Raw genomic sequence first — 25,771 nt, 5'->3', positions numbered from 1 at the left:
GGACCACGAAAAAGGTAACGGGACGGAGCCGGCGAACCGGCATAGCCGTGCGCACGCGACGAGCCATATGCGGGCACACTACTCATTGGCCGCAGGCCTGGAGATCCGCAAGTAATACAGCGATTCGCGGGCGAACCACTCACACCCGCGTCGAGCCCTCTGTTCGATTGCCGACGGCGAGGTCAGATTCCCTCAGCGCGTTTGAGCTTGTCCACGTTGGCGGCCACCTTTGACAAGGCTTCGGCCCAGCGGTCCAAGTCGGGACGAATGTCGATGGAGTGGACAGGTAGCCGCAGGGCGTGCGCGAGATAGGTTGCGGAGCCGGGGAACTCGTCCCCACGGTAGCGCCGGTACCGGCTCGCGGCGGTGCTGAAGGTCTGGCTATCCCATGCGGGGTCCTGGAAGGCAGGCTGCTGGTGCATCGCCCCGGACCTCGGCCTCGACAGCGGGACACCCTCGGCGGCGACAGCCTTGGTATAGGTGTCGATCGGCAGACCGCCCAGCTCGTCGGACCGGTAGAGCGGCTGGTAACTGTAGTGCGATACCCGGTCCATGTAGGCGCGACGAACCGGTGGTTGGACGCCTGGGATCTCGGTCAGCAGTCGGTCCATATGCTCGTAGTTGCGCTGCCTCACTGTCAGAATGTCGTCCAGCTGACGCAATGAGCTACGAGCCAGGACGGCGCCGAGCGGATGCATCCGGAGGTTGAGACCGAAACCGGTGGTCGCGAACTGCGCGTATTCCGCGCTTCGCACATCCTCCTCGGCACGGTCGAGGAAGTGCCCGAGCATTACGGCACGCTCGTAGACCCGCTGGTTGTCGGTGATCAGGATGCCGCCGGTACCTGCGGTGACCGTCTTCTTAGCCTGGAGGCTGAACGCGCCTGCGTCGCCGAACGAGCCCACGTTCATACCGGAGCAAACAGCGCCATGAGCCTGCGAGCAGTCCTCGACCACAGCGAGGCCATGCCGTCGCGCCATTGGCATGATCACGTCCATGTCGGCGGGAACGCCGTTGAGGTGGGTGACGACGATAGCGCGCGTTCGGGAGGTGACGTGTCGTTCCATGTCGTCAGGGTCGAGGTTGCCGGTCGATGCGTCGACATCGACGAGCACGGGGACTGCGTTTACGGCGAAAATGGGCATCACAGTGGCGAGGAAAGTGTATGTGGGTGCCAGCACCTCGTCGCCCGCGGTCAGACCGATTCCGAAGAACGCTGAGTACAGCGCGGACGTGCCGGAGTTGACCGCCAGAGCATGCGTCGTTCCGGCATACCGCTTGAACTCCTCCTCGAATGCGCCCACCTGACCCTCATGGCCCACATACGCGGTCTCTCCGCGCCGCACCAAGTCCGCGATCAGATCGAGGTCGCTGTTGCCGACGGCTGGCGGCATGATTGAGGGAACCCGGTCAACCACGGGTGCGCCGCCAAGTAGTGCCAGTTCGGTCGAAACAGTTGCCACGGTATGTCTTCCTTCTTCTCCACTGGAGGGTGATCTCGGTCAGCCGATCGGCAACCGGGCGTGCACACCCCGGACCGAGTCGGTGTGGACGGTCCGCGTGCCGCGTGCTGAGAGGTCCGCCAGTAGTCGCCGGTTCACCGCCCTTGTGTTGCGGTGGGTACCGATTGCCCAGGTCAGCAGGTCCCATGCAGTGGTCGGATGCTCGCGGTTGCCGTTCCACAGAGCGGTCCTGCGCACGAGCCTGCCCAGCGAACGCCGGACCACGCGCGGCACCGTCGTCATGAGCGGCACATCCAGCCAGATCACGGTATCGGCGGCAGCTGCCAGCACCGGGTGCACAGACTCGTACTGGCCGTCGATGATCCATGAGTCGGTGGCGGCGACAGCTACCACCGACTCATGGAACCGTTCAGCCTCGGCACGCTGCCAGCCGGGCAGCCAAAACAGTGTGTCGAGCTCATGGTGCGGCAGGTCCAGCTCAGCCGAAAGGGCTCGGCCGAGCGTCGTCTTGCCCGAGCCGGGGCAGCCGATCAGCCAAATCCGCCTCGGCCCGGCGGTCATAGTCATCGGGCGTTCCTCTGGCGGTCGATCGTCGTGGGACATGACGCTCCCAATGTCTCGGTGGCGAACAGCATTTCAGTCGAGCAGTGCGCTCAGATGGGCAGAACCCGCGCGGAGGTCCCGGAAGTTCTGCCTCAGCTCGAATGCGGGGACCTCGGCGGTCAGTCGGTCGCAGAGCTCGGCGGCAGTGGTCTGGGACACCAGGTTGAAGTGGGGCAGCAAGAAGTCGGCCTGCTTGACCGGTTCGGGCAGTAGTTCATCGAGCAACCGTCTTAAGGCATCCTCGCGACTTAAGGGTCGCAGTATCGGTGGGGATTCGTCGGTGAACTGTGGGAATACCAGCGCAGCCACCGGCGCAGACGCCCGAACCGCAGGCGCGCTCAGGAGTTCGGTCAACTCGCCCGGTAGCAGCATCATTGCCCCGATGGTGGTGCTGGAGCCCTGGCTCGGATGACCCGAGGCCGCCGCGACGACGTTCGCTGACGGCAGCCCAAGGGCGTCGAAAGTATCCAGCCGCACCGAGATCGAGCGCGGCCAGCCGCGTCCGATCCAGCCGGTCCCGGTCCAAGCGATGCTCACATCGTCATTGCCGACGAACACGGCGCCAGAAATCACTGCCGAGAGCAGGGTCGAAGTCTTGCCCGCACGTTTGGGGCCGAGCACGACGAACCCTGACCTATCAGAACGCGCCACCATCCCGGCGTGTGCAAAGAGCTCGTCCGGGCTCTCCGCCAGGCACAGCCGCAGCAGGATGCGGAGGTAGCGCGCGGCGAAGTGACTGGCAAAACTCGGTGGGGTCGACCGGTCGATGATGATCAGGTGCGTTTCGTGATCCACCCACAGCACGGCTTGCGGCTCCGTGGGGGAGGAGAGCACGACCCGTTGCGCACCCAGGGGGTCGATGGACGGATCCACGCCGCACTGCACAGTCCACTTCGCGATACCGGCTGTGGGCCCGACTGTGAGATAGGGAGCTAACCGTGTCGTGATGTCGTCGGTCAGCTCCCGTGGCGCCGCGAGAGCGACATGGTGGTCAGCCACCGAGAAGTCCACTGTGGCCATCGTCTCCGGCACTTGATCACCCCAGGATCGGGGCGAGCAGCTCGCGCGATCGCCGTGCGCCCTCGGCTGACCAGCCGACATACCACTTGACATCCTGCGGCGACGTCTTGGCGTATCTGGCAAGGCGGTCTGCGGTCGGCACGAAGTACAGCTCGAGCACTGCGGGCAAGACATCGGTCTCCGCTACGGTCAGTGGATTACCAGCGGTGGCCTGCTCGAGTACCGCCCGTGCGATGTTCGGGTCGATGTTCAGGCTGCCGCGTTTCTTACGTCCCAAGAAGAGGGCTGCCATTGCCAAGTCGTGCACGCGTGGCCGCAGCTGAACGGCATCCCAGTCCAAAACCGTCCCGAGCCCGCCGTCCGCATCCAGCACCAGGTTTGATCCGGTGATCTCGCCGTGGGTCAGCGCGACTGGCCAGGATCGGTAGTCGGCTGCGCCCAGCTGGTTCTGCGCACGATCCAGCGCCGCACCGTAGTCCAGTACCGCACGACCGGCGAGACCGGCAGGCACAACCTGGGTCAGAACCTTTTCCAACTCCGGCAAGGCGGTCTCGTCCGCGGCGAGCCACGACTCGAGATTTGCCGACGGACACGGCACCAGAGTCAGCCCGGCTACCGGGACTCGGTGCAACGCACGGAGCATCTCGGTGGCCTTGGCGACGTCGGAGGACGAACTGCTTTGGAACGAACGGCCTTCGACGTAGCGGCGCAGCTGGCACTGCCCGATCGTGGTGGACACGGTGTGTGCACCGCTCACCGAAGGAATTGTTTGCATCACCGGAATCCCGGCGCGGTCGGCAGCCCGGGTCGCCGTCGACTGGAAATCCAGCCACTGCAGCGACGCGGGCTGACCGAGCCGTTTGAGAACGTATACACCGTCGCCGGTCCGCAGGCGCCACAACGCGTTCGCGCTCTCGCGGTCGAGCCGCTCGGCGTTGCGGATCGGCAGTCCCCAGTACTCACTGGCGACGGCTGGGCCGGGATCCCCCCCGGCACATTGCCGCCAGGCCGGTGTGCTCATGAGAGCCGACCTCCCGGTTCGTAGCCGTCGGCAGTACGTGTTTCCCCGTTCATGTTCCCCCGCTGAAAGCCGTGGCCAGGCCGTCTGACCCGAGTGGGCGACAACCGCCCCGTCCCCATGCTCGCATGAGGCGCGTCGGGAAGAACGTCCCGACTTCTCGTGACAGCCGAGTGGGCGTAGTCGGTTGACTTTGCGGACTCGACTGTGGTCGGCCAGCCGAAAAACCTTGGGCGGCAACACCAGTGGGCGGCAGATCTTTCGACCCGGCCCGCGTCCAGACGCTCAGCCCATGAGGGTGATCGGCTCGACCGGTGGCCCGGAGATCAGCAGGTCGGCCAGGAGTGTGGGTAGGTTATCAGGTACGAGACGGTCGCGCGTCGCCGCGAGTTCGTCCAGCGTCCACCAACGGTGGCTCTTGACCGAGCTGCGTTCGGATTCGGTGAATCCTGTCGTGTCGATGTCGAAGCTGTCGACTCGCGCGAGGAAGTAGCTTTCGTGACAGTCGTAGGTAGTGCCACCCCAGGAGGCGATTTTCCGACGGCGCCAGAGCTCTGGGCCGAGCGAGAGTTCGGTGAGGCCAGTTTCCTCGCGTGCTTCGCGGGCCGCTGTCTGTTCGAGTGTTTCGCCTTCTTCGCGGCCACCACCGACGGGGTACCAAAAGGTGTGGCCGTCGGAGTCGTCTGTGCTGGAGAACAGCAGCAGGCGGTCTTTGTCGTCGAGCAACACCAGTCGTACGGCGGGGCGCAGAACCGGTTCGGCCTGCTGGGGTTTCGGCTCCATGGAGCTGTCCTTTCCGAGTGTGTCCTGCCTGCGGGTAACGAAAGTTCGTGACTCGCAAGCAATCCGACCGTCTGGATACGGTGATCGGGGAGTCGTTACCGGCTCGGCAGCGTAGCCGTGTGATTGTCCCAATGCATTTGGGCTCTCGGGGCGCAAGGGCAACACCGATACCGTCCGGACACCGTAATCGTCCTCTATCGTCGGAGGAGAGAAGAATCGATATGTCACAGGAGTTTGCACGTTGGTCCGACGCGCCGGAGCAGTCCTCCTGGGGGCTGCGCTCGGGCGAGCGGATCGACACATTCCTTCAGGTCTCGGATCGGACCGGGGCAATACGTGGTGCGGGCGACATCGTGCGGAGCGTACGGTCCTCGACTGCATCGACACCGCCCGTGCGCGTCGACTGGTTTGACATTGGGTTGGCTGTGTTCACCGAGGTGGACGAGGTTCGTGCCGCGGTCGCGGCCGAGTACCACGTAACTGAACCGTCGGCTGTGGCCCGTTCGGTCGCCTACGAGCTACACCTGTGGATCGACGCCGACCTCGCCGCTCGCGCGCGTTCGACGGGCGAAACTCGCAGACGCGTAGCAGTCGAGTCGTTCACCGACTGGTGGTACAACTCGTGGACGACCGAGGACGGCTTCCGCGTCCTGGCCTCCGGCGAGGGTTACGCGTGGAAGCATCTCCTGATCACCGACGACTTCCAGTCTTGGGTGCTGATCGGCGACGAGGTCCATGGCGCCGCCGTCTCCACGGCCCGAGTCCTGCGTGAACTGGTTCGTGAACGCCTCGTCCAGCGGGGAGCGTTGATGTTCCATGCCGGCGGCGGTGTTCTGCCCGATGGCAGTGCTGTCATGCTGCCCGGCGACTCCGGTGCAGGCAAGACCTCGGGCTCGGTGCAGATCGCCGCCGCGGGTGGCCGTTGTGTCGCTACCGACCGCCTGCTCGTGTTATGGGATGCCGAGGCGGAAACCTGGTGGATGGTCGGTCTGCCGTCTACGACAAGGCTCGCCTCGGGCGCCTTCCGTGCGTTGGGAATCGACGATACACGGCGTCTCGGCCAGCACCGGGACAACAGCGCGGCAACGGCATCCGGGAGCAAGATCTCCCTGACCAACGGCGAGGTCGCAGAGCTAATCGGCGGCGGGTTCGTCAGTGGCGTCCGGGTGGATCGAATCGTGGTGCTAGTTGCCGATGGATCCGAACTCCCTGTCTGCGCCGAAGCGGTCGATCCGCTGAGCGCCGTACTCCAGCACGCGCTGGTACCCGATCCGGCCTACCGAACGCACTGGCTGTCTCCCGGCACCGGAGTGGAGAGCGCGGAGTTGCTGCGCGATACGTTGCGTGGACTTGTCGCGGATGTCCCCGTGTATGAGCTGCGGTGGACGCCATCCCTGCACTGTGATCGAGCTACCGCAGCGCTGCTCGTCCCCAATGCGGAGAATTGACCAGCGCCTGATATGCGTGGGCCACCGCGAGTGGTCCAGCCTCACTCATTCGCCGCCCGCTGCACGAAGGCCAGGATCGCCAATTCGGCTAGACTGGTTACCCCGGTCTTGCGGCGGACACGCCGCAAGTAGGTGTCAATAGTGTGCCGGCTCAGTCCCATCCGATGAGCAACGGCCGCATAGGTGAGTCCCTCAGCGATGTGGACAACGACCTCTCGTTCCCTCCCTGAAAGAAGCGCCCAGGAGTCTTCGGCCCCATTCGCGCTCGGGGGCTCCCCCGGCGGAGGCGGCATCACAGCGGCACCTCATGCGCGCCGGTGTGCAAGAAAGATCCCGGACGCATGTTGTACGCGTTGGCCTGCAACCGATGCAGCTTGCTATAGCGGCCGCTGGCCGCCAACAGCTGTTCATGGGTGCCATGCTCGACGAGTCGTCCTCCGTCCAGGACTAGCACCAGGTCGGCGTCGGAGACGGTGGACAGGCGGTGTGACACCACCAGGGTGATCGCGCCGTTGAGCGCCGCCAACCGGCGCGCCCGCAGCATGTACTGCTGGAAGATGGCGTGCTCGCTGGGAGCATCCAGCGACGCGGTGGGCTCGTCGAGCATGAACAGCAGCGGATCGGATCGCATACTCGAACGCGCGAGCGCGGTCTTCTGCCACTGGCCCTCGGACAACTCGACCCCGCCGTGAATCGGGGACAGGCGGGTCGCGGTTCCCTCGGGCAGCCTCCGCACCAGCCCTTCGGCGTCGGCTGCACCGATTGCGCCGGCCAGCGCCGCTTCATCGGTGAGACGGGTGATGTCACCCAACCCGACCGCCTCGGCGAGGGTCATCTGGGGGTAGCGGCCGAAATCCTGGTAGGCCGCACTCGTGCGGCGGCGCCAGTCCTCGGTACTCAGGTCGCGCAGGTCGATGCCGTCGAGGGTGATAACGCCCGATCGGGGTTCGTAGAACTTGCTGAGCAGCTTGACGAACGTCGACTTTCCGGAGCCGAATTCGCCCACGAGCGCGACCACACTGCCGGCGGGCAGCAGCACGCTGACATCGTTCAGCACGGGTTTGTCGGTGCCGGAATAGGTGAAACTGACGTGCTCGAACCGGATTCCGGTCTGTAGCCGCTCTGGCGGCGGTCTGTCACCGGAGCGCGCCTGCCGCTCGGCGGCCAGGTACGACCTGAGCCACAGATAAGGCTCCAGGAATACGCTGGCGCTCATCGTCATCGTGAGCTGTCCGACGGCTGTCTGCACCGTGTGCTGCAAGGCAATGGTTAGTGTGACAACGAGGACGACATCGCCCGCAGTCGCGGCACCGGATTCGGCCAAATGCGCCACTACGCCGAGCGATGCGGTGAAACCGACGACGAACACCGTCCACCCCAGGGCTCGTAAGCACGCCGCGTGAACTCGCGCGGCGTAGCGGCCCGCGGTGACCTCTCGCATCGCTGCGGCTTGCCGTCGCGCCACCACCGAGCCGGCCTGCGCCGTCCGGATCTCTTTGCCCGCGGCGGCGTCGGCGGCGAGGTCGAACAGGTGCTGCTGGAGCCGGAACGCCTCGGCGGTGTCGGTCTCGGCGCGACTCTCCAGCTCACGTCCCTTGCGGTCACACCACAACGGGGCCACTGCAAGGACGAGTAGCACCAGCAGCCAGGGGCTGACCGTCCCGAGCAGCAGCAATGTCAGGGCGAGCTGGAGCACGGTGAAGCACGCACGCACTGCGGCCCACATGCCGCCGACAATCCGCCGCGGAGCTCCCCGTAGCACAGTGATCCGGTCGAGGTAGTCGCTGCGCTCCAGATGCTCGACCGTCTCCAACTTGGCGATGTCGCGCATCAGCCGGTCTTCGATGACCACGCTGACCTTCTCCACGACCAGGAAGAGCCCGACAAGTCCGTGCAATCGGTTGAGCACGAGCACCAGGGTGCACGCTGCGGCGGCGACCACCGCTGCCGTTACGGCCGCTGCGATGTGGCGGGTGATCAGATCGTTCACGGCGGAGCGCATCGCAAGCGCGATACCGACATTGGCAGCGACCAGACCGATCTCGGTTGCGAATACGGTGGTGGTCAGTCCACGCGCGTGCCGCCAGGAGATGCCAAGTATCTCGCGCCACAGGCGCAGGTAGCGGGTCACAGCGTGTCTCCCTCATCGAAACGGTCGTCGAATCTCTGGTTGAACCGCTCAGCTTGGGTGGTAAAGAGCTCGGCGTATTTGCCGTCGAGCGTCATCAGCTCGGCGTGCGTACCGGACTCCACGATCCGGCCGCCGTCGAGCAGGACGATCCGGTCGGCCAATCGCACAGTGGAGAGGCGATGCGAGATCAGCACGACCCCGGCATGTTGCTTGTGCCTGGCCAGTTGATGGAACACCTCGAACTCCGCTTCGACGTCGAGGTGGGCGGTCGGCTCGTCGAGCACCAATAGTCGCGCGCCGCTCCGCAACGCGTATATAGCCCTGGTTAAGACCACCTGCTGCCACTGGCCGCCGGACAGATCGGTGCCGCCGGTGCGAGACCTGGCCAGCGGCGTATCCCAACCCTGCGGCAGCCCGGCCACGATCCGGTCCAGTCCCGATTCGGCTGCGGCCCGCTCGGCGCGCTCCTGGTCTACCGGCACGGCCGCGTACCCGAGCGTGACGTTCTCCACCACCGACAGGTGGTAGCGGACGAAGTCCTGAAACACGATGGAGATCCGGCGGTACCACTCTTGCCGGTCGATTCGTGCCAGGTCGGTGCCATCGACCGTGATTCGCCCGGCGGTCGGCCGATAGAGGCCGGCCAACAGCTTGATGAGTGTGGACTTTCCTGCGCCGTTGAGGCCAACGATCGCCAGCAGTTCACTCGGCCGGATCTCGAGTTCCAACTGGTCGAGCACTGCAGACGCCGAAGTGGAATAGCCGAACGAGACGCCCTCGAACCGCACCAGCGGCGCTGCCCGGTTCTCCGGCCGCTCCGACAGCGATTTCTCGGTGGTGGGGCCTGACGCGGCCAGCTCGGCACGCAGTTCCGCGTACGCTTTGCAGCCTGGGATGGCGCCCTCGATCTCTAGAGCGTCGGCAAAGCCGAGCAAGTTCAGGATCGCCCAACCGGCACCGAGTACCGCGGCTGCGGCTGCGGCATTCCCGCCCGGCTCGCCGGCCTGCCACACGATCAGCGCAAATGCGGTGATCAACGGCGGACCGATGACAGCGGCGATTTTCCATTGCTCCAGCACGCTGCGTACGCCTGCGGTCCACTTCGGCGACGACATAGCCAGGTGCTGTTGCCTCCAGCGGTCAACCGCCCAGTCCTGCAACCCGAAGGTGCGGCTCTCCTTGCCGTCTGTCCAGTCCACCGCCAACCGCCGCCAGTGGTCCGCCTCTATCCCGGCGAGTACACCGGCTCGCTCGATGTCGATGTGCTCCATGAATTGCCGCCGCCAGATGGACCGACTCACCAACGCGGGAACGATGACCAACGGAGCGAGCCACCAGGCGAAGCCGGCCAGCACCGCGGCGGAGCCGAGCACGCCGACCCACCGGACGATGAGATCGAGCTGAGCGGTCGCTCCTTGCCCCGGCGTGCGTTCGGCCCAGAACTCCGGATCGGCCCGAGCGATCCGGAGCAGTTCGCGCACCCGAGGCTGCTCCAGCATTCCGATCTCCGCGCTCGACGACGCGAGTTCGGTCAGTGCAGTTCGCCGGGCCGTGTCGATGCGTTGCGCCACCAGGTAAATCGTTGGCGCGGACATGGTTTGGGCAAGCCGCCCGACCAAAACGACTGCGCCGAGCACGAGGAGAGCCGACATCGTCGAAGCGCCGCTGAGCAGGCGGCTGACCAGATTCGCCAGCGCCAGCGCCATCAGCGCAGGCACCGAGCTACTTGCCAATTGCACGATGACAAGAGTTCCGATCGCGACCGGGCCGCCACGGCGCAGTTCGGCCAGCAGCATGACCCGATCCCGAAGGAATGCAACAGCATTCGACGATCGGCCGACTTCGGTGGCACGGGTGTTTGTCATGGTGCACCCACATTAGCGGCCGAATTGATGGTCGTACTTGTTTGAAGCACGGTCCCAGAACTGGGACATCGACGACGGAACCGCGCGGCCGGATGATCTGGGGTGTCGATGAATACAGAGACTGGAGCCATGTTCGATCTGCATACGCATCACGACCGATGCGGCCACGCCGAGGGCACACTTCGGCAGATGATCGAGGCAGCGATCGAAGCTGGCCTTGACACCATCGGACTGTCGGACCACTCGCCGTTTTTCGCCGAGCCGGTCGACCATTTCAAGCCATGGGTGGCGATGGCCAAGTCGGAGTTCCCGAAATATGTGGCCGAGGCCATTGCGCTCCGAGCTGAGTACCGTGAACGCATCACGGTTCTGGTCGGCGTGGAGTCCGACTTTTTCGACGACCACCGCGAGCTATATCGGCAGATATATTCGCGCTACCCGCTGGATTACATTATCGGCTCGGTACACGTGCTCGGGGAACTGGATATCTTCAATCCGGCGCGCTGGATCGGAGCGGATCTGCTCGCCGAGAAAGAAAGCTATTGCGCCGCGGTAGGCCGTTCCGCGCGCAGTGGATTGTTCGACATCCTCGGCCACGTCGACGCCATCAAAGGCAACTGCCCGGAGATCGCCGCGATTCGCACGCCAGCGGTGGATCGGATGCTGCGTGATATCGCCGAGTCGGACGTGGTGATGGAGGTCAATACCTCCGGTAGTACGAAGCCGGTAGGCGGGTGGTATCCGGCGCCGGATGTGCTGGAGCGAGCCGCCTTTTACGGCGTGAAAGTGACATTCGGATCGGATGCGCACCAGCCCGACAGGATCGGTGAGGACTTCGAGGCGGTCCGCAATCATCTGCGTGGTCTCGGCTACCGCGAGTGGTACGTATTCCGTAATCGCGTTCGCCATCGCCGACCGTTGTAAGGCCGCATATTGACGACTATTAGGGAAGCGACTATTCGATGACCCGCACCGATCGACTGGTGGCGAGACAGGCTGTCGCGCGCACGCACCGTTGGTTGGTTGCCGGCGTTTGCCTGGTGGTATCGGCAGGTATCGCCCTCGTCGAGTTTGCGGCACGCCGCGACTCGGATCTGTGGACCGTGGATCTGGCGGTCTACCGGGCGGCAGGTGATGCCGTACGGCATGGGCTGAGCATCTACGAGCCTTCGGCGGGAATACTGCCGTTCACCTATCCACCATTCGCGGCTGTAGCGTTCGCGGCCTTGGTTTCGCCGTCGGTGTCGGTTGCGATCGTGGTGTGGAACGCGGGTCAAGTGGCCTGCTTGATCGCGATGATCTGGCTGTGCCTACGGCACTGCGGCGTGGCTGGACGGGCTCGATTGCTCGGCTGCTCGGTGGGGCTCACCGTGCTCGCGTTGCCGCTCACCCCGATAGACATCGACCTGGTGAGTGGCCAGGTGAATATCATGCTGATGGTTGTCGTGCTGTGGGATCTTTTGCGGTCCGACGCACGTGGTCAAGGCATTGCCATCGGGCTGGCGGCCGGGCTGAAACTGACCCCGCTGATCTTCGTGGTGTATCTCGTGTGCACCGGGCGGATTCGGCAGGCGCTGTTGGCACTCGGCGCCTTCGCGGCCACCATCGCGGTGAGTTTCGCCGTGCTGCCCTCGGACTCGTCCACCTTCTGGTTCGGGAAGGTGTTCGATCTGTACCCGGTCAGCAAGCCGCAGAGCATCTACAAGCAATCGCTACGGTCGGTGCTGTCCCGTTTGCTGGGCACCACTCAGGTCAACGGGGTGTGGCTCGTAGTCGGATCGTTTGTCGGCGTACTCGGCATCGGCGCAGCCGTGCTTGTGCACCGTCGCGGCGCATCGATGGCCGGCGCGTGCATCTGTGCGTTGACCGGGTTATTGGTCTCGCCGGTCTCCTGGGAGCACCATTGGGTCTGGATCGTGCCGACGCTGATCGTGGTCGGTGCGGTGGCCTGGCGATCGCGCTCAGCGGTCGCATGCGCTGTGGTTATGGCGTCGTTCGGCGTGTTCACCGCACGACTGGACTGGTGGGGAGTTCCTCAGGAGGCGGCAAAGGCGTTGCACCTGAGCATGGTCCAGCAGTTGTACACGGCTAGTTTCGCAATCGTCGGCCTCCTCATCGTTGGGTGGCTGGTGGTGGCCTCGTTCCGCTTCCGTACCATGCTGCCGTGATCCGCCGGTTTGCGCGTGAACCTGCCGACCCAAAAGCCATCCGGGCTATTCAGGACACTTCCAGGGTGAGCACCTCATGATCCAGGTAGCCCAGCTCGATGGCGCGGCGGGTCAGCGCGGCTTTGTTGTGGGCGCCGATTTTGGCGCGTATGCGCTTGATATAGGTGTTGACCGTCTCCTCGGTCAGTCCCATCCGGCGCCCGACCTGGCGGTGGGTCAGGCCGCGAGCCACCCACTGCAAGGCCTCGATCTCCCGTTTACCGAGTTGCCGCCCGCCTTTTCCCCGAACGAGGCCGGGGTCGGGTGATCGGCCAGTCGCTGCCCGGAGAATGGCCGTTATGAGGTGATCAGGGTCCGCCTGCCACCCGATTACCGCCGCGGCCCCGGCAGGAACCTGCGCAACGTCGGGTGTGATCACCACCGCCGGGCAGCTACCGCCGAGAACCGACACCAGGTCCGGCCCGCACACCACGACATTGGCCCGCAACGGCGCCAAGTCGATGGGATCCGCGGTGTCGGCCGAGCCGACCACCCCGAGGCGTCCGTCTGTGGCGAGCACATGCTCGATCCCCAACCGGACCAACGGATGCGGCAGCACGATTGCGACCCGAATCAACGCAGGATATTCCGCATCCGATCGACTTGCGGCGGCTGGCCGGATGCCGACAGCGCTGGTTGCGCCGACAGCCGTCCCGAAGGCCACCGGGGTGGTGGACGATAGCGCCGTCACTTGACGGTCTCCCGGTCTCGCAGGCTGTCGATGACCGCCCAGAGTCCGGCAGGCGTCGCGAAGGTGTCCACGGAGAGCAGATGGTCGGGGATCGTCACGGCGAACGTCTCTTCGAGATCGAGCAGCAGACCCACGGTGGCCAACGAGTCGAGACCGTGATTGGCGAGGTTCAGATCCGGAGTCAGCTCTGTGTCGGCAGACAGAAGCGGTAGATAGGTGCGCAACTTCTTCTCGAACGGTTCGGCCCACTTCTGGCTGCTCATCTGAACTCCTCTGTTGTCTGGATGTGGATTGCCGCGGTCGGCACGGCGCTCTCGGTACGTCTGTTCATGTCGACGCCTGCCAGTCACTTCCCGTGACCCGGCTCCTGGACCGTTTCGGGATCTTCAGCGAGGCGCCCGGCGCCGTTCAGCAAGGTCAGCGCGCCAATCGCGGTAAGCAGGCGGTCGTTGGAATAGTTGAGGCTCGCCGACCGCAGGTCGCGGAAATGCCGCTCTAGTGGCACCGGTGCATCTCGCTGATAGCCGGTCATCGCGCCGCCGAGTTGGACAAGGCGGTCCACCGCCGAGAATGTCAACTCCGAACAGGCCACCTTGAGTGTGTCGAGTTTGATTTGGAAGGCGTACTCGTCCATTCCGCGCCCGACGCGCCTGCGGTTTGCTACCTCGTTCCGAATGTGCAGCAGGTAGGCGCCGCACAGCTCGAGCTCGACCCGGGTCCGGGCGAGTCGGTGCCGAACGAGATCGCTGTCGGGGTTGATGCTCGCGGGCCGGTCTGCGGATCTGATGAGAGAGGCCAGCGAGTCGAGGGCGGCCCTTGCCGCGCCCAGCCAGCACGCCGACCAGGCGAGATGGCCGGCCGGGATCATACTGTCCACGGCCACCGCTCGAAACCCGCCCGCGGCCCCGATCACCTGATCCGCGGAAGCGGTGCCGGACAGCACCATTGCGACGCTCCGCGTGCCGCGCAAACCCATCGCGTTCCAGTCACGCACGGTTTCGGCCTCGACCTGACTGCGGTCCAGATAGACGAGACTGACCCGGTTCGGTGGTTCGTCGGCACCCGCGCGCATGGTGACCAAGAACCCGTCGGCGAACTCACCGCCGGTCACCACCGGCGCGTTGCGCCGCACCAGCAGCTGTTGGTCCGTGGTGACTATCACCGAGTTCGCAGTCAGCAGGTGTGCCCCCTTGCCGGGTTCGGTGGTCACCGAGGCGAGGTAGTACCCGTCCGCGGCTATGCGGGGAAGCAGATCCGCGCGCAGCCTGCCACCCGCGTGCCGGACGACGGCGTCGACCTGCTGGCAGTGCATCGCCCAGATCATCGCGGTGGACAGACATCCCCCCGCGAGCACGATCGCCGCGTCGATCATGTCTCCGAGGTCACCGCCCATGCCGCCGTACTCGGTCGGGACCAGCAACCCGAAGAGGCCGGCCGTGCGCAGCGCCTCGATACTGTCTCGGGGGAATTCGGCATCGGCGTCAGCCTTCGACGCGTGCCGAGCCAGCACGGGAACCAGCTCGGCGGCTACCACTGCGGCCTTCGTCACGACGCCTCCAGAGTGGATTCCTCGACGGGTACGTTCTCATACGTCAGACGCAACCGGCTCGCGTCCGCCACATCGTCGTGCGCCAGCACGACCTCCGTCGGGGCCGGCCTTCCCAGGAATGCCACCAGGCTCGCGCTCAACCCGTACGCACCCACATTCGGCACGACAAGCAAATCGCCCGGAGCCGGCGGGCGCACTTCGACATCGCGACCGAGCACATCGGCGGGGGTACACAGGGGCCCGACCAGCGTCACCGTTGTGGTCGCTTCGCCGGTGTGCTCCGGGGCGGCCGACGGGAGCGCCAGCCGGCCCAATCCGGTCATCCCGCCGAGGTGATTGATCCCGGCGTCCAGCACCACAAAAGTGCGGTTTCCGCTGGTTTTGACGTCCTGCACGGTGGTGACCAGGCGACCGCTGTCGCCGACCAGGTACCGGCCCGACTCGAAGGCGATCTCGACGTCGAGATTGCGCCAGCCGGGCAGACCTTTGTCCAGTGCGGCGTTCAAGGCGTCGAGCAGACCCGGATAGGTCGGGCGGCACCCAGGCCGGGCGTAGGGGGTGGCGAATCCGCCACCCAGGTCGACGACGCGAAGGGACAGTCCCGCCTGGTCGCGCAACCGCGCGGCGAGTGCGATGTTCGCCTGCAGTGCGGCGATAAGGCTGCTCTCGTCGCGCGCGTTGCTCAGCGGGAACAGATGCAACCCGGCCAGACGGGTGCCGGGCACTTCGATGAAGCGTCCGGGATTCGCGATGACCTGCTGCTCGTCCACTCCGAACTGGGACTCGGCCCCGGTCATCCGAAGCCCAGTCGCGCCGGCGGAACCGCCGTTGACCCGCAACAGGATCGTCGCCTCGGTGCCGTGTCTCAGCGCAGCCCGACCGATTCGGTCGAGTTCACCGGCGGATTCGGCGGAGAACCGCCGCACCCCCTTGGCGAGCGCGTGATCAATCTCTGCGTCGGTTTTGCCCGGACCGGTGTAGAGACAGTCTTCGTCTCGGAATCCGGCGCTCAAGGCGACTGCCAGCTCACCAGGCGAGCTGATCTCCGCTCGGCAACCGGATCTCCGCAGTTCACGGGCCACCGCTACGTGCGGGTTCGCCTTGAGCGAGTAGTAGACAACCGACTGCGCGGGCAGGGCGACGCGCAGATCGGCGAGCGCATGCTGCACTGCGTCCAGTTCGTAAACGTAGAGCGGGCTTCCGTACTGCCGGACCAGGGTGGCGATATCAGGCATGGGCGCCCTGCGCCTTCTCGTCGTCAACCAAGGCGGCCAACGCCGTCCGGTCGGTCTTGCCCCTGATCCCGATCGGAAGTCGGGCCAACGTTCGGCAGTGCGCTGGCACTTTGAGCGGTTCCAGCCTGTCATGCAGCCGGCGCAGGACCTCGGCTGGCGGCAGATCGGTGACGGCGAACAGCACTGCCTCGTCATCACCGCGCGGTGGCACCACAGCGGCGTCGTCGACATCCGGCACCGCGCGCGCCGCCGCCTCGATCTCCGCGACGCTAGTGCGTACGCCCCGGTGTTTGAACAGTTGGTCGCGGCGACCGTGAAAGTACAGGTTGCCGCTCTCGTCGAGGCAACCGTAGTCACCGGTGTACAGCACCCGATCGCCGGTGACGGGGTCGGTGCGGTAAGTCTGCGCGGTGAGTTCCGCGTCCCGCCAGTAGCCGTTCATCAGGTGTGGTCCGGCAACGGTGATCTGGCCCTCCACGCCGGGCGGCACCGGACGAGCATCCGTGTCGACGATCCGCACGATGGTGCCGGGCAGTGGCGACCCGACCGAGCCGGGCCGGGCCGGGCCGCCGTCGGGTTGGCCGATCGTGATCCGTTTGCATTCGGTAGTGCCGTACATCAATTGGACGGCTGCGCACGGGAATGTCCGGCGCAGCGCGTCGATCTGTGGCGCCGTCAGTTCTTGGCCCGTATTGGTGAACAGGCGAATCGTGGTGACCGTGCCGCGAGCCGCGAGCCGGACAAGCATCGTCGCGAGCGACGGCACCACCGGCACCACGGTCACGCCGTGCCTGCGCATGAGCCCAAGCAGGCCGGCGTCGCCGCCGGCTCCGGCCAGCACCAGCGTCGCGCCGCAGAGAGCGGTCAGAAAGGCTTGGTAGAGGCCGTAGTCGAAGGAGAGCGGGAGCCGGCACAGCACTACGTCGCCCGATCGATAGTTCAATCGGTCGGCGATCGCGGTCGTCGCGAACAGGACCGGGCGGTGCGCGCACACCACGGCCTTTGGTGCGGCGGTGCTGCCGGAGGTGTACAGGAGGAGCACCGCCGCGTCGGGATCGGCGTCATACGGCGACGCGGACTCCCCGGTCGTCGCCGTGTCGGCGGACGATAGTGGACCGCTTATCGCGAGTGCCGGTTCCGCGTCGCGACTGATCTGCTCCCATTGCGTCGGTCGCAGCTCAGGACTGATCGGAACGGCTATCGCGCCGATGCGGGAGCAGGCGTAGATCGCGGCGAGTACCCAGCGCTCGGCGGTGGCACGGATCAGGACCCGGTCACCGCCACGCACACCGGCCGCGGCGATAGCTGTCGCATATTCCATCGTGTGGCTGTTCAGCTCCGCGTAGGTCCACGAACCGCCGAGATCGACGACCGCGACTGCATTCGGTCTTTGCACGGCAGCATTCGCAATGAGTTCGTGAACAAAAATCGGCATCCATTGGCCGGGCATATATTCTTCGACCTCCCCCAGTGATACCAAGAAAGTACAGAGCGGAGCGCTCGACGTCAACGAAATCGACTCGATCTCGGCGGCGATCTGACGATCTGGAAGCGCTTTCGGGGTAACGATGGCGGCAGCACGATGAGAGAATTAGAGCGGTGTTAGAACGTAATTAGACTTCGTTTGGTAAACGGTTGGTCTTGCAACCGCCCGCGCGGCGAAGCCATATTCTGGGTAGCCGATGAAGGTAACCAGGAAGAGCGAGGACCGAATGACCGCTGAACACGCCAGCATTATTCGCATTCTGCCCGACACCTCCGCGAGCGCCGAGGCTCAGCCATACGAGCTTGTGGAACGTAAAGGGGTCGGACATCCGGATACGATGTGCGACGCCATCGCGGAAAGAGCCTCGCGCCGGTATTCGGAATATTGCCTGAAGCAATTCGGTCGAGTTGCGCATCACTGGTTCGACAAGGTAATGCTCTTCGGCGGCGAGGCCGACATCGACTACGGCCGTGGGGATCTGACCAAGCCGTACACCGTGCTGTACGCAGGCAAAGGGGCCTATGCGTTCGGTGATCAGCCGATCCCCCTGCGCGAGTTGCTCTTTGATGCTGCAGCCGAGGTCCTGTCGGAGGTGACCACCGGCTTTGACCCCGTGCGGCACCTCACCGTGCAGTGCGAAATCGTCGACCACCAAGGCGCGGGGCGGGGTCATTCGCGGTATCGGCCACAGGTTCTCGACGACCTGATCGAGCTCGGCGATCCACGGTTGGTCTCCAACGACTGCAACCTGTTGCACGGCTACGCTCCGCTGAGCCGCTTGGAGCAGTTGGTGCTCGGCGTCGAGCACTACATCAACGGTGGCGAGTTCAAGCGATCCAACCCGGATACTGGCTGGGACGTCAAGGTGTTCGGCAGTCGGTTCGGCGAACATTTCAAGCTGATCGTCAACATGCCTTTCCTGGCGGCGCAGATCAGCTCGCTGGAACATTATTTCGCTCGGAAACAGCAGTGCGAGAACCAGATCGGTGCGTTCACCGAGCAGTTGCTCGGTACTCGACCAGATCTGTTGGTCAACCCCACCGACCGCAATGGTCGGCCGTATCTGACCGCGCTCGGGTCGGTCGCGGACACTGGTGATGTCGGTGTGGTGGGACGGGGCAACCGGATCAACGGATTGATCACGCCCATGCGCTCGATGAGCATCGAGGCGCCCGCGGGCAAGAACCCCCTCGACCACACCGGAAAGCTGTATGGCGTGCTGGCCCGTGACCTCGCGGCCGAGATCCACCGGGAGACGGGGCTGTCGGTCGAGACGCACGTGTTTACCTCGAAGGAGGCCCCACTGGGCGCCCCCGACGAAGTCATCGTCCGCGTGCTCGGATGGGAGCCGGACGCCGAGGAGGAGGCGCGGCTGCGCAGGGTTGTGGAGCGGTCTCTGGCTGAGGTCTCCGGGATCACGGCGCAACTGGTCAGCACAGGCGTCGTGATGTGGTGACCTCCGGCCCCGCCGGCTGATGCAGTCATGTATCCGCGATCTCGGTTGAAAAGGGGTCGGCAGAGCGCCGTCCATTCGGAGGGATGCGGTGTCGACACCACAGCACAGGCCTGATGGAGCTGTCACCGCCCCTGACCGCCATCGTTCGGATGGACGCGCGGAGTTTGTGCACTGCCTCGCCCGAGATTTCCATCATGCGAGAGGAACATCCTGTGGGTCGCGACGGCGCTCTTGACACACCTGACGGCCGGTGCGTCGGCCCACGGTGCACGTCCTGCTGTTGGACGATCGTGTCCGTTTGCTGATGTGCTCAAGCACGACAGTGACGAGCACACCTTCTGGTTTCCGCCAGGAGCGGAGCCCGGCGAGACATTCAAGGAGGCCGCCGTGCGTGAGGAGACCGGCCGTGAGGCGTTGAGCTCGGCCCTGAACCCTGAACCCTGAACCCTGAACCCTGAACCCTGAACCCTGGACCCTGGAGCACCCGGGTGACGGCCTCGCCTGTGCGGCCGGACCTACGACGAGCGGGTGCGGTTCCTGCTAGCCCGGGTTTTCTGTGTTCGACATCGAACCAGCGGTTTCAGGAGAGCGAGCGCACGTCCCTTGAGTCCCATCATTTGTTGACGCTCCCCCGAACTCGGTTCCACCACAGGCCGGTTGGTTCCCGGTAACTTGAACGCCCTGATTTAGGAGCCGTGTAATGGGCGACTGTTACGCACGGTTCTGTGAGAGCCCGGGGTGAAATTCCCCGGGCCGCTCGACTTGCGACCTGGTTCACGAAAGAACAGCCGTGAAATTCGCCGCTATTGCGGACTGGGCAGCTTCTGGTGAATTCGATGTAGTTTCATGTGCCGCGCGTTGGAGGAGTCACGGTACCAAGCGTGGCGCGGCAGGGGCCCAGCGACCGAGCCACCCGACTACGCGGCACTGACCCGGCTGGGCGTATCGGGCCAATCATCGACCTGGACAACGGGTGCCGCGATCTGGTTGATTTCCCTGTCGGATTCGATCCCTTCGCCTCTCACGCGTCTCAGCGGCGCCAGTGTCGGCCAGGAGCGGGTGTGCACGATTTCCTTCTATAGGGTTGCGAAGAACGATTCCGAGACTGTGTTATAGACGATTGATCCGGTCCGTCCGAGTATCCACCCGCCACCGTTTCTGTGGCAGTGCTCGGCGAATTCCTTTGAGGTGTAGTGGGCTGCCGCGATCGCTGTGGAAGATCAATCCGACTGCTGGCCCATCACCGGGCAAGGGCCCATATCCATGGCATCGGGGACAGCCCAGTGGGCATGCGGTCAGCGATCGCCCACCTGACTGCGGCCCGATCGCGCGTTCGGATGTCGAGTATGGCCTCGTTGTAAACTTTGAGAACGTTACCCAGAAGAAAATAGTAACTATGTGGGTTCAACTGAGTCGGCTGGAAGTGATCATTATGATCCGATCCTGCGGTACCTGTTACTCGATTTCATTACCAGCCAGGATCACGTGACCCCACAAACCTACCTTGCGGAACCGGATAACCTTGTCCTTGACTGGCTCACCTTCGGAAGCTGACCGTCAGATATGACAGCGAAAAATTCTCTAGTGTATGGCGCAACAGGGAATCTCAGCGGGTCTGCCTCGGGTTCAGTGTCACAAACAGCCACGCGCGGTCCCTACCCCATTCGAGACCAGCCGCACGGCGAGCCCGCATTATAGAAGAATATTCTTCGGGTTCGGTGCTCGGTTGAGGAGCATCGACGGTTTCGCTCGTCGCATCATTGGGGTGCACAAGCCGGCGAATACCAAGCCACATATCTTCGTCCACGCAATCAGGCAGCTGCAGCCGCATACTTCATGCCAAAACGTCCGCCACAACGATCGGACCCCGACCGTCAAATGCTCACAGGGTCTCCGAACACTGCGCCACCGTCGCTGACCTGGGGGGACTCAACAACAACAGTATTGTATGCTCGGATACTGGCCGGTCCAATACATCCATTCAGTACGAGGTGAAAATCGCGACTAATAGCCGCAGCGCGAATACCATTCACAAGTTTCTTCTCGCCGAGCTGAACATCGGCTACAGTTCCAGGCTTGAGGTCGACGCTTAATGTCGCTTCACCACCGATATATGGACCGAGCTTTGCTGTGAGGGTTGGTGTCGGGATACCGGGGTCAATCTGGAATCCTGGCTCGAACCCAGCCTTCGCGCTCATCCCAAATTTGATACCCGAAAGATCGACAGCACATCCGATGTGATAGCCAGTCTTCATGGTTCCGCTCGCCGGACCATTGACTTCTCCGTATGCCCAGTTGGTGACGAACACTTCACGAGTAGTTCCAATAGCATTCAATGACGGCACTCGATTGACTTCTTCGTTTTGATGGCCGACCGTGAACGATACTCCGTTCGGAGACGCGTAAGTCTTCTCGTGTGGCGCCATGCTGAGAACTTCTGCATGACTCCCCGGAATGAACATCACCAACCATCCGGCGGTGAACATAGCTGTGCCGCATAGTCCCTTGAACACGGAATTATCCTCCCCTGGGTGAGCGCCCGACCTGTAATCCTCTAGTCAATCTTCGATGCTCGAAGTTGACTTCTGGCTTACACGTTCGATGGTCACCTTCCTGTTGCGGAGTGCATACAGACTCGCAGCTGAGATGCACACCCGGTTGAATATTTCTGATTCGAACCTACGTTGGCCATATGCCCTTTGGCAATCGCTACTCGGGTTGGCAGCGGGATAGCTGCACGTTATCGGCTTCAATATCTTGTCCGGACCGGACGCCCGCTTTCGAGCGCGACGCAGATTATCGTCTGGAAAGCAAGTGTGACGATATGGAGGCCATACCGTGCGCATGGCCCGCGCCCTGCATATGGCGATGCCGGGATGGGAGATCATCCAGGAAAGACCGATGTCGGCCTGCCTGCTGTGTCACCGCCCTTCGCCAGATACACGACCGTGATTGGTATCCAACGGCGTGGCTGCAGGATCCCGCAGGCTGGTTAACCCAAAGCTCATCGATGTCCGTGTCGCGGAGGTGGACGGCATCGTGGTCGGCCAGGTCGGCGCGATGGTAGTCCATCGGTAGTACACCTGTTCGGCATCATCCGCCTGCGGGAGCAGTCGTGCTCGTCTCCAGCATCGGTGCCACGCAGCAGTTAGCCTCACGGAGCATTTGGAGCCACACCAGGTTTCGTTTCAGCAGTGCCGACCCGCCTGAAACGTTGCGATCAAAGTCTCCCGACATGCCGGGGGGATTCATCCTTACCCGCAGCGACCGGACCGCGCCTTCAACTGCGCACAATGGGAAAACGAATAGGTCATCCACGCCATGCGAATCCACCCGAATTTGGGTGCACACACCGCAGCGGTGGCCGCCAAATATCGCCCCCTTGCCAGCCGGGATGCCACGCCAGGGTCGGTATTCACCTGCTCTCGACAACGGCTTGCTCGCCGGTCAGCGGTGCATATGCGATCCCAGGACACCCGCTACCGCCGACGCGGCGATCGCGCAACCGCCCTGACTGCAAACAGTCCGCTAACCTTGTAGCAACGGCCGATGGACTATGTCTGTTGGCGACTTTTTGCCGAAACCGTCGCTCGATGTTCTGAGAGAGCCGTTCCAGCGGCTCTGTTGACCGCGGAATACAGCGCTGGTCGAAGGTGTCAGTTGGTGGACGATTCGGTCGCTGACCACCTGCTTTGTCCTGTAGATGCCGAGTCGATGCGCTGCCACGCCGGACAACGGGCCGCCCTGGCTCAGTCGGTCGAGCGCTTCACGCACACTGAAAAGGTCGTTGTTCGACCTCCCAGAATGCCTTGAATGGCGGGCAAGCGTCCGCCCGAGACCTAGCCGGACGGCGCTGTCCGGTCCGCCATTCTATCTGCGCTGACCTGCTGTTTTCGTGATCCGACCGCCGAGACGATAGACTCGCCACGCCGAAAGGCACGCCGCCTTAGCTCAGTCGGTAGAGCGCTTCACTCGTAATGAAAAGGTCGGGGGTTCGATTCCCCCAGGCGGCTCAATAGCATCTTGCTCTAACAGCAGGTAGAGCGTTTATTGAACGCTCTACTGTCCATTTTGTCCTATTTTTCTGATGACGCGGTCATCAGAAAGTGATGACGCGCAACGCGCGTTGGTCCTTCGGTGATCCGTTTGACCTGGTCTTTTACCGTGAGAGGGTCGGATGATTCGGTCCCCCGCCCCCTGTTGTGATCGGATTGTGCCTTGACGCGCTGGTGTGGGTACCTTTTCGGCCAGCAGTGCCCTCATGTTCAATCGCCAAGCTTTGATTAATGACCGGTCATCCCGGTAGTGGTGTTCATGACGATCGCGAACCTCCGCCAAGCAAGGCTCGGTGCCGCGGATGCGGTGGCGCTACTGGATTTTCACCGTGGCGTACTCTCGCGCCCACCACGGTGACCGAGCGTCTGCACACCTGCGTCGTGTCGACCGTCTCCCCGGCCGTACACCAAACGCAAGATTTGATGTTGAACAGACGGTCGTTGCTGGTTGATGTGGCTGTGGATCATGCGGTTTCGTGAAAACTGCTCAACCGACATCCCGGTGGAGTTCGATTGTGCCAACCTGTCGGCTGTGGTCGATGCTCGAAGTGTCGCATCCCAACTCGAGACCGGGTAGGCGGTGTCGGCGGCCAATCGGTTCTCGCTGTCGACGGCCGGGGCTTTCTCGATCAGGCTGACGATGCCGCCGCCTGCCTGCCGGAGATTGATCTCAACAGACCCCGGGAAATGGTCATCGGTCTACCGGACCGCCTCGCCCTTCGAGTACGTGATAGCGCGAACGATTTTCCCGCCTCGCTGTCCGGCTGGCGGCGACGGTGTGGCCGTGATGAACTGGGCGCATGACGGGACTCGGAGCCGGCCTCGACAAGCACTTCGTCGACCGGGCGTGGGCGAACGCACTCGAAGTGGCGGACCCGAACAATCTCACCGAACGCGAATACTTGCGGCTGTTCGCCGCCCGTCCCGGCTTGTACATCGGCTACACCACCCTGCATGGGGTGACGAGTTATCTCAACGGCTACGACCAGGCGGCCCGCCGCCACGGCGGGTCGGGCCTGGATGGTTTCCGGGAGTGGCTGATTGCCAACCACTTCGGAGAAGAAAGCTGCTTGTCCTGGTGGGGGCTGATCCAGCAGATCGCGTTGCCCGATTTGGACGCCGTGAGCCCGTTCACGCCGGAGCAAGAATTGCGCGTCCTCGATGTTCTGTTTGATCTGCTCGACAAGTTCCTGGCACAACGGGAGGGTGCCATCTAGAACATCCACGTCGGGCTGCGCCGGAATTTTGGCGTCGGTTGGTGAGATCGGGTAGAGCCAGGATCGGTGAAGGTGACGTCGCGGACGAGAAGCCAGAGCTAAAGGCGCTAATATCGCAGCTATCGAAGAATCGCTCACTGATGTAGAACAATCCATCGATGACTTGCGTCGACTCGCCGAGCGCGATCCTGACACCTATCGACCCGAGCTTGCCGCGGGCCTCCGTGCCCACGCTCGCGCACTGTGCAACAAGGGGCAGCATCAGCGAGAGTCGGGTCCTGCCGTAGAAAGCGTTGCGCTGTATCGCAGCTTGGCAGAAAGCGATCCACAGACCTATCTGCCCGTCTTGGCTGTCGGCCTCGGTGCCCTCGCCGGCACCTTGCGTGAGTGTAAGCAGTACGAGGATGCTCTGGTCGCTGATGAAGAAGCCGTCGCGCTGTATCGCACTCTGGCCGAACGGGATCCGCACGCTTACACCCGTGATTTCAGCTTTCGGCTCGATCGGCTGAGCGAGAATCTCGCCCAACTCGGGCGTCATGCCGAAGCCCTTGATGCCCAAGAGGAATCGCACGCTGTGGCCGCTGGGCTCTTCGTCCAGGACTCGAACCGGCTGTTCATCCTCGCGGACACGCTGCGCGTGCTGATCGAGCGTCGCCATGCGGCTGGGCAGCACGCCGGGGCGCTCGCCGCCGCCCGCGACGCGGTCGATCTCGCCCGCCGATTCACCGCGATCCAACCCGAGCGCGGGCATTATCTGGTCTGGTACCTCGACCTTCTCGCCGACCAACTGGCCTGGGCCGGGCAGCACGATGAAGCACTGGAGACTGCCGAAGAGAGTGTCGCTGTGTCACGGCACCTCGCCACCGACCGCCAGCACAAGCACCTGATGGGGCTCGCAGACAGCCTGAGCAAGGTTTCCGCCGAGTACGCCGTGCTCGGCAGAACCGCGGAAGCGCATGTCACTGCGGCGCAGTGCGTGTTCATCTATCGCCAGCGATTCGAACACCTCGGTGATTCCGTGTCCCGAATTCTCGCCGATAGCCTGCGGATTCTTGCGGACCGGTCAACGGCAGCGGGCCGACCGCACGAGGCCGTGGCAGCAACCTCGGAGGCCGATGCCTTGATGGACGATCTCCGGCGGAAGTACCCCGGGCGTGCCAGAGGCGACGGTGCGAGCTAGGGGTATGGCGTATCCGTCACCGTCACACCGCAGTTCGTTCAAAGGGGTTGCACGATCACCTGATAGTTGTCATCGACGTGCCAAAGCACCTCGCCCACTACCGTCTCGCCCCGAAAAGGAAGTTGCGCCTCTGGCGGTAAGGCGGTGATCCTGACGAGGCCGACTGCATCGGGCACCTGGTCGATATGGATGAAGACCCCGAAAGGCTGCCGACCGATGACCTTGCCTGTCACGCGGGTGCTGACTGGCAAGGTCTCAACAGTTGCCGACCATGCCTGGCGGGTTCGTTCCCCCAGTTCCTGATCTTCGGGCCAGAAATATTCGCTCACAGTCCCAAACATGGCACACCCGAGGTAACCAGCCC

The 25,771-nt window shown here is 63.8% G+C and carries 22 protein-coding genes and 1 tRNA gene; 8 read left to right on the top strand and 15 right to left on the bottom strand.

The genetic code is table 11. The features are described from left to right. Nucleotides 1-182: 182 nt before the first annotated feature. The 5 genes from ACIBI6_RS23870 to ACIBI6_RS23850 form a co-directional block, all read right to left on the bottom strand. Nucleotides 183-1,463, bottom strand: a complete 1,281-nt coding sequence (locus ACIBI6_RS23870; protein WP_396957847.1) for a DegT/DnrJ/EryC1/StrS family aminotransferase — start codon at nucleotides 1,461-1,463, stop codon at nucleotides 183-185. A gap of 39 nt (nucleotides 1,464-1,502) precedes the next feature. After that, complete coding sequence (locus ACIBI6_RS23865; RefSeq protein WP_396957846.1) at nucleotides 1,503-2,030, bottom strand: AAA family ATPase; 528 nt, start codon at nucleotides 2,028-2,030, stop codon at nucleotides 1,503-1,505. A gap of 69 nt (nucleotides 2,031-2,099) precedes the next feature. Beyond that, nucleotides 2,100-3,098 (bottom strand): hypothetical protein, encoded by a 999-nt coding sequence (locus tag ACIBI6_RS23860; protein ID WP_396957845.1) that lies wholly within the window; start codon nucleotides 3,096-3,098, stop codon nucleotides 2,100-2,102. A 4-nt stretch (nucleotides 3,099-3,102) separates the two neighbouring features. Then, nucleotides 3,103-4,107, bottom strand: coding sequence for a phosphotransferase enzyme family protein (locus ACIBI6_RS23855; protein WP_396957843.1), 1,005 nt, complete (start codon nucleotides 4,105-4,107; stop codon nucleotides 3,103-3,105). Nucleotides 4,108-4,389: 282 nt separating this feature from the next. Then, on the bottom strand, nucleotides 4,390-4,887 hold the full coding sequence (locus ACIBI6_RS23850) for an NUDIX hydrolase (RefSeq protein WP_396957842.1): 498 nt from the start codon (nucleotides 4,885-4,887) through the stop codon (nucleotides 4,390-4,392). A 425-nt stretch (nucleotides 4,888-5,312) separates the two neighbouring features. Here ACIBI6_RS23850 and ACIBI6_RS23845 point away from each other — a divergent pair, with 425 nt between their 5' ends. Next, complete coding sequence (locus ACIBI6_RS23845; RefSeq protein ID WP_396957840.1) at nucleotides 5,313-6,335, top strand: hypothetical protein; 1,023 nt, start codon at nucleotides 5,313-5,315, stop codon at nucleotides 6,333-6,335. A gap of 41 nt (nucleotides 6,336-6,376) precedes the next feature. Here ACIBI6_RS23845 and ACIBI6_RS23840 read toward each other — a convergent pair whose 3' ends face one another. Genes ACIBI6_RS23840 through ACIBI6_RS23830 form a run of 3 tightly spaced genes read right to left on the bottom strand, consistent with a single transcriptional unit; the run spans nucleotide 6,377 to nucleotide 10,331 of the window. Continuing rightward, complete coding sequence (locus ACIBI6_RS23840; protein WP_396957839.1) at nucleotides 6,377-6,628, bottom strand: response regulator transcription factor; 252 nt, start codon at nucleotides 6,626-6,628, stop codon at nucleotides 6,377-6,379. Further along, nucleotides 6,628-8,466 carry an ATP-binding cassette domain-containing protein gene (locus ACIBI6_RS23835; protein WP_396957837.1) on the bottom strand — a complete coding sequence of 613 codons (1,839 nt, stop codon included), beginning with the start codon at nucleotides 8,464-8,466 and terminating at the stop codon, nucleotides 6,628-6,630. The genes ACIBI6_RS23840 and ACIBI6_RS23835 overlap by 1 nt, the downstream gene beginning before the upstream one ends. Next, complete coding sequence (locus ACIBI6_RS23830; RefSeq protein ID WP_396957835.1) at nucleotides 8,463-10,331, bottom strand: ATP-binding cassette domain-containing protein; 1,869 nt, start codon at nucleotides 10,329-10,331, stop codon at nucleotides 8,463-8,465. Before ACIBI6_RS23830 ends, ACIBI6_RS23835 begins: the two co-directional genes overlap by 4 nt. Nucleotides 10,332-10,439: 108 nt before the next feature. Between ACIBI6_RS23830 and ACIBI6_RS23825 the strand changes: the two genes are divergently transcribed. Both ACIBI6_RS23825 and ACIBI6_RS23820 read left to right on the top strand, forming a co-directional pair. Beyond that, complete coding sequence (locus ACIBI6_RS23825; RefSeq protein WP_396957833.1) at nucleotides 10,440-11,255, top strand: histidinol-phosphatase; 816 nt, start codon at nucleotides 10,440-10,442, stop codon at nucleotides 11,253-11,255. A gap of 38 nt (nucleotides 11,256-11,293) precedes the next feature. After that, nucleotides 11,294-12,499, top strand: a complete 1,206-nt coding sequence (locus ACIBI6_RS23820) for a glycosyltransferase 87 family protein (RefSeq protein WP_396957831.1) — start codon at nucleotides 11,294-11,296, stop codon at nucleotides 12,497-12,499. A 49-nt stretch (nucleotides 12,500-12,548) separates the two neighbouring features. Here ACIBI6_RS23820 and ACIBI6_RS23815 read toward each other — a convergent pair whose 3' ends face one another. The 5 genes from ACIBI6_RS23815 to ACIBI6_RS23795 all read right to left on the bottom strand — a co-directional run bounded on the left by ACIBI6_RS23815 (nucleotide 12,549) and on the right by ACIBI6_RS23795 (nucleotide 17,409). After that, nucleotides 12,549-13,229 (bottom strand): response regulator transcription factor, encoded by a 681-nt coding sequence (locus ACIBI6_RS23815; RefSeq protein WP_396957829.1) that lies wholly within the window; start codon nucleotides 13,227-13,229, stop codon nucleotides 12,549-12,551. Continuing rightward, nucleotides 13,226-13,492, bottom strand: a complete 267-nt coding sequence (locus ACIBI6_RS23810; protein WP_396957827.1) for a phosphopantetheine-binding protein — start codon at nucleotides 13,490-13,492, stop codon at nucleotides 13,226-13,228. Before ACIBI6_RS23810 ends, ACIBI6_RS23815 begins: the two co-directional genes overlap by 4 nt. Before the next feature lie 83 nt (nucleotides 13,493-13,575). Further along, nucleotides 13,576-14,778, bottom strand: a complete 1,203-nt coding sequence (locus ACIBI6_RS23805) for an acyl-CoA dehydrogenase family protein (protein WP_396957825.1) — start codon at nucleotides 14,776-14,778, stop codon at nucleotides 13,576-13,578. After that, a complete protein-coding gene (locus tag ACIBI6_RS23800) occupies nucleotides 14,775-16,013 on the bottom strand; it encodes a type III PLP-dependent enzyme (protein WP_396957824.1) in 1,239 nt (412 codons plus the stop codon). Before ACIBI6_RS23800 ends, ACIBI6_RS23805 begins: the two co-directional genes overlap by 4 nt. After that, nucleotides 16,006-17,409: a class I adenylate-forming enzyme family protein gene (locus ACIBI6_RS23795; RefSeq protein WP_396957822.1), complete on the bottom strand. Its 1,404-nt coding sequence runs from the start codon at nucleotides 17,407-17,409 to the stop codon at nucleotides 16,006-16,008. The genes ACIBI6_RS23800 and ACIBI6_RS23795 overlap by 8 nt, the downstream gene beginning before the upstream one ends. A gap of 316 nt (nucleotides 17,410-17,725) precedes the next feature. Between ACIBI6_RS23795 and ACIBI6_RS23790 the strand changes: the two genes are divergently transcribed. Then, entirely contained in the window at nucleotides 17,726-18,955 is a 1,230-nt protein-coding gene (locus tag ACIBI6_RS23790; protein ID WP_396957820.1) for a methionine adenosyltransferase, read from the top strand. 306 nt (nucleotides 18,956-19,261) lie between these two features. Further along, nucleotides 19,262-19,399 carry a hypothetical protein gene (locus tag ACIBI6_RS23785; RefSeq protein WP_396957818.1) on the top strand — a complete coding sequence of 46 codons (138 nt, stop codon included), beginning with the start codon at nucleotides 19,262-19,264 and terminating at the stop codon, nucleotides 19,397-19,399. A 1,430-nt stretch (nucleotides 19,400-20,829) separates the two neighbouring features. On the opposite strand, the gene ACIBI6_RS23780 is transcribed toward ACIBI6_RS23785, so the two are convergent. Continuing rightward, a complete protein-coding gene (locus ACIBI6_RS23780) occupies nucleotides 20,830-21,468 on the bottom strand; it encodes an MspA family porin (RefSeq protein WP_396957816.1) in 639 nt (212 codons plus the stop codon). A gap of 1,427 nt (nucleotides 21,469-22,895) precedes the next feature. Between ACIBI6_RS23780 and ACIBI6_RS23775 the strand changes: the two genes are divergently transcribed. The 3 genes from ACIBI6_RS23775 (at nucleotide 22,896) to ACIBI6_RS23765 (ending at nucleotide 25,407) form a co-directional block, all read left to right on the top strand. Next, nucleotides 22,896-22,968, top strand: a tRNA-Thr gene (locus ACIBI6_RS23775). Between the two features lie 842 nt (nucleotides 22,969-23,810). Then, complete coding sequence (locus tag ACIBI6_RS23770; RefSeq protein WP_396957815.1) at nucleotides 23,811-24,227, top strand: hypothetical protein; 417 nt, start codon at nucleotides 23,811-23,813, stop codon at nucleotides 24,225-24,227. A gap of 310 nt (nucleotides 24,228-24,537) precedes the next feature. Continuing rightward, complete coding sequence (locus tag ACIBI6_RS23765) at nucleotides 24,538-25,407, top strand: tetratricopeptide repeat protein (RefSeq protein ID WP_396957813.1); 870 nt, start codon at nucleotides 24,538-24,540, stop codon at nucleotides 25,405-25,407. A 38-nt stretch (nucleotides 25,408-25,445) separates the two neighbouring features. On the opposite strand, the gene ACIBI6_RS23760 is transcribed toward ACIBI6_RS23765, so the two are convergent. Further along, entirely contained in the window at nucleotides 25,446-25,736 is a 291-nt protein-coding gene (locus ACIBI6_RS23760) for a hypothetical protein (RefSeq protein ID WP_396957812.1), read from the bottom strand. Nucleotides 25,737-25,771 lie beyond the last annotated feature (35 nt).

The organism is Nocardia sp. NPDC050412 (assembly GCF_044458825.1).
GTDB lineage: Bacteria > Actinomycetota > Actinomycetes > Mycobacteriales > Mycobacteriaceae > Nocardia.
The sequence above is the reverse complement of the archived record's forward strand: the minus strand, read 5'-3'. Positions and strand labels throughout refer to the sequence as shown.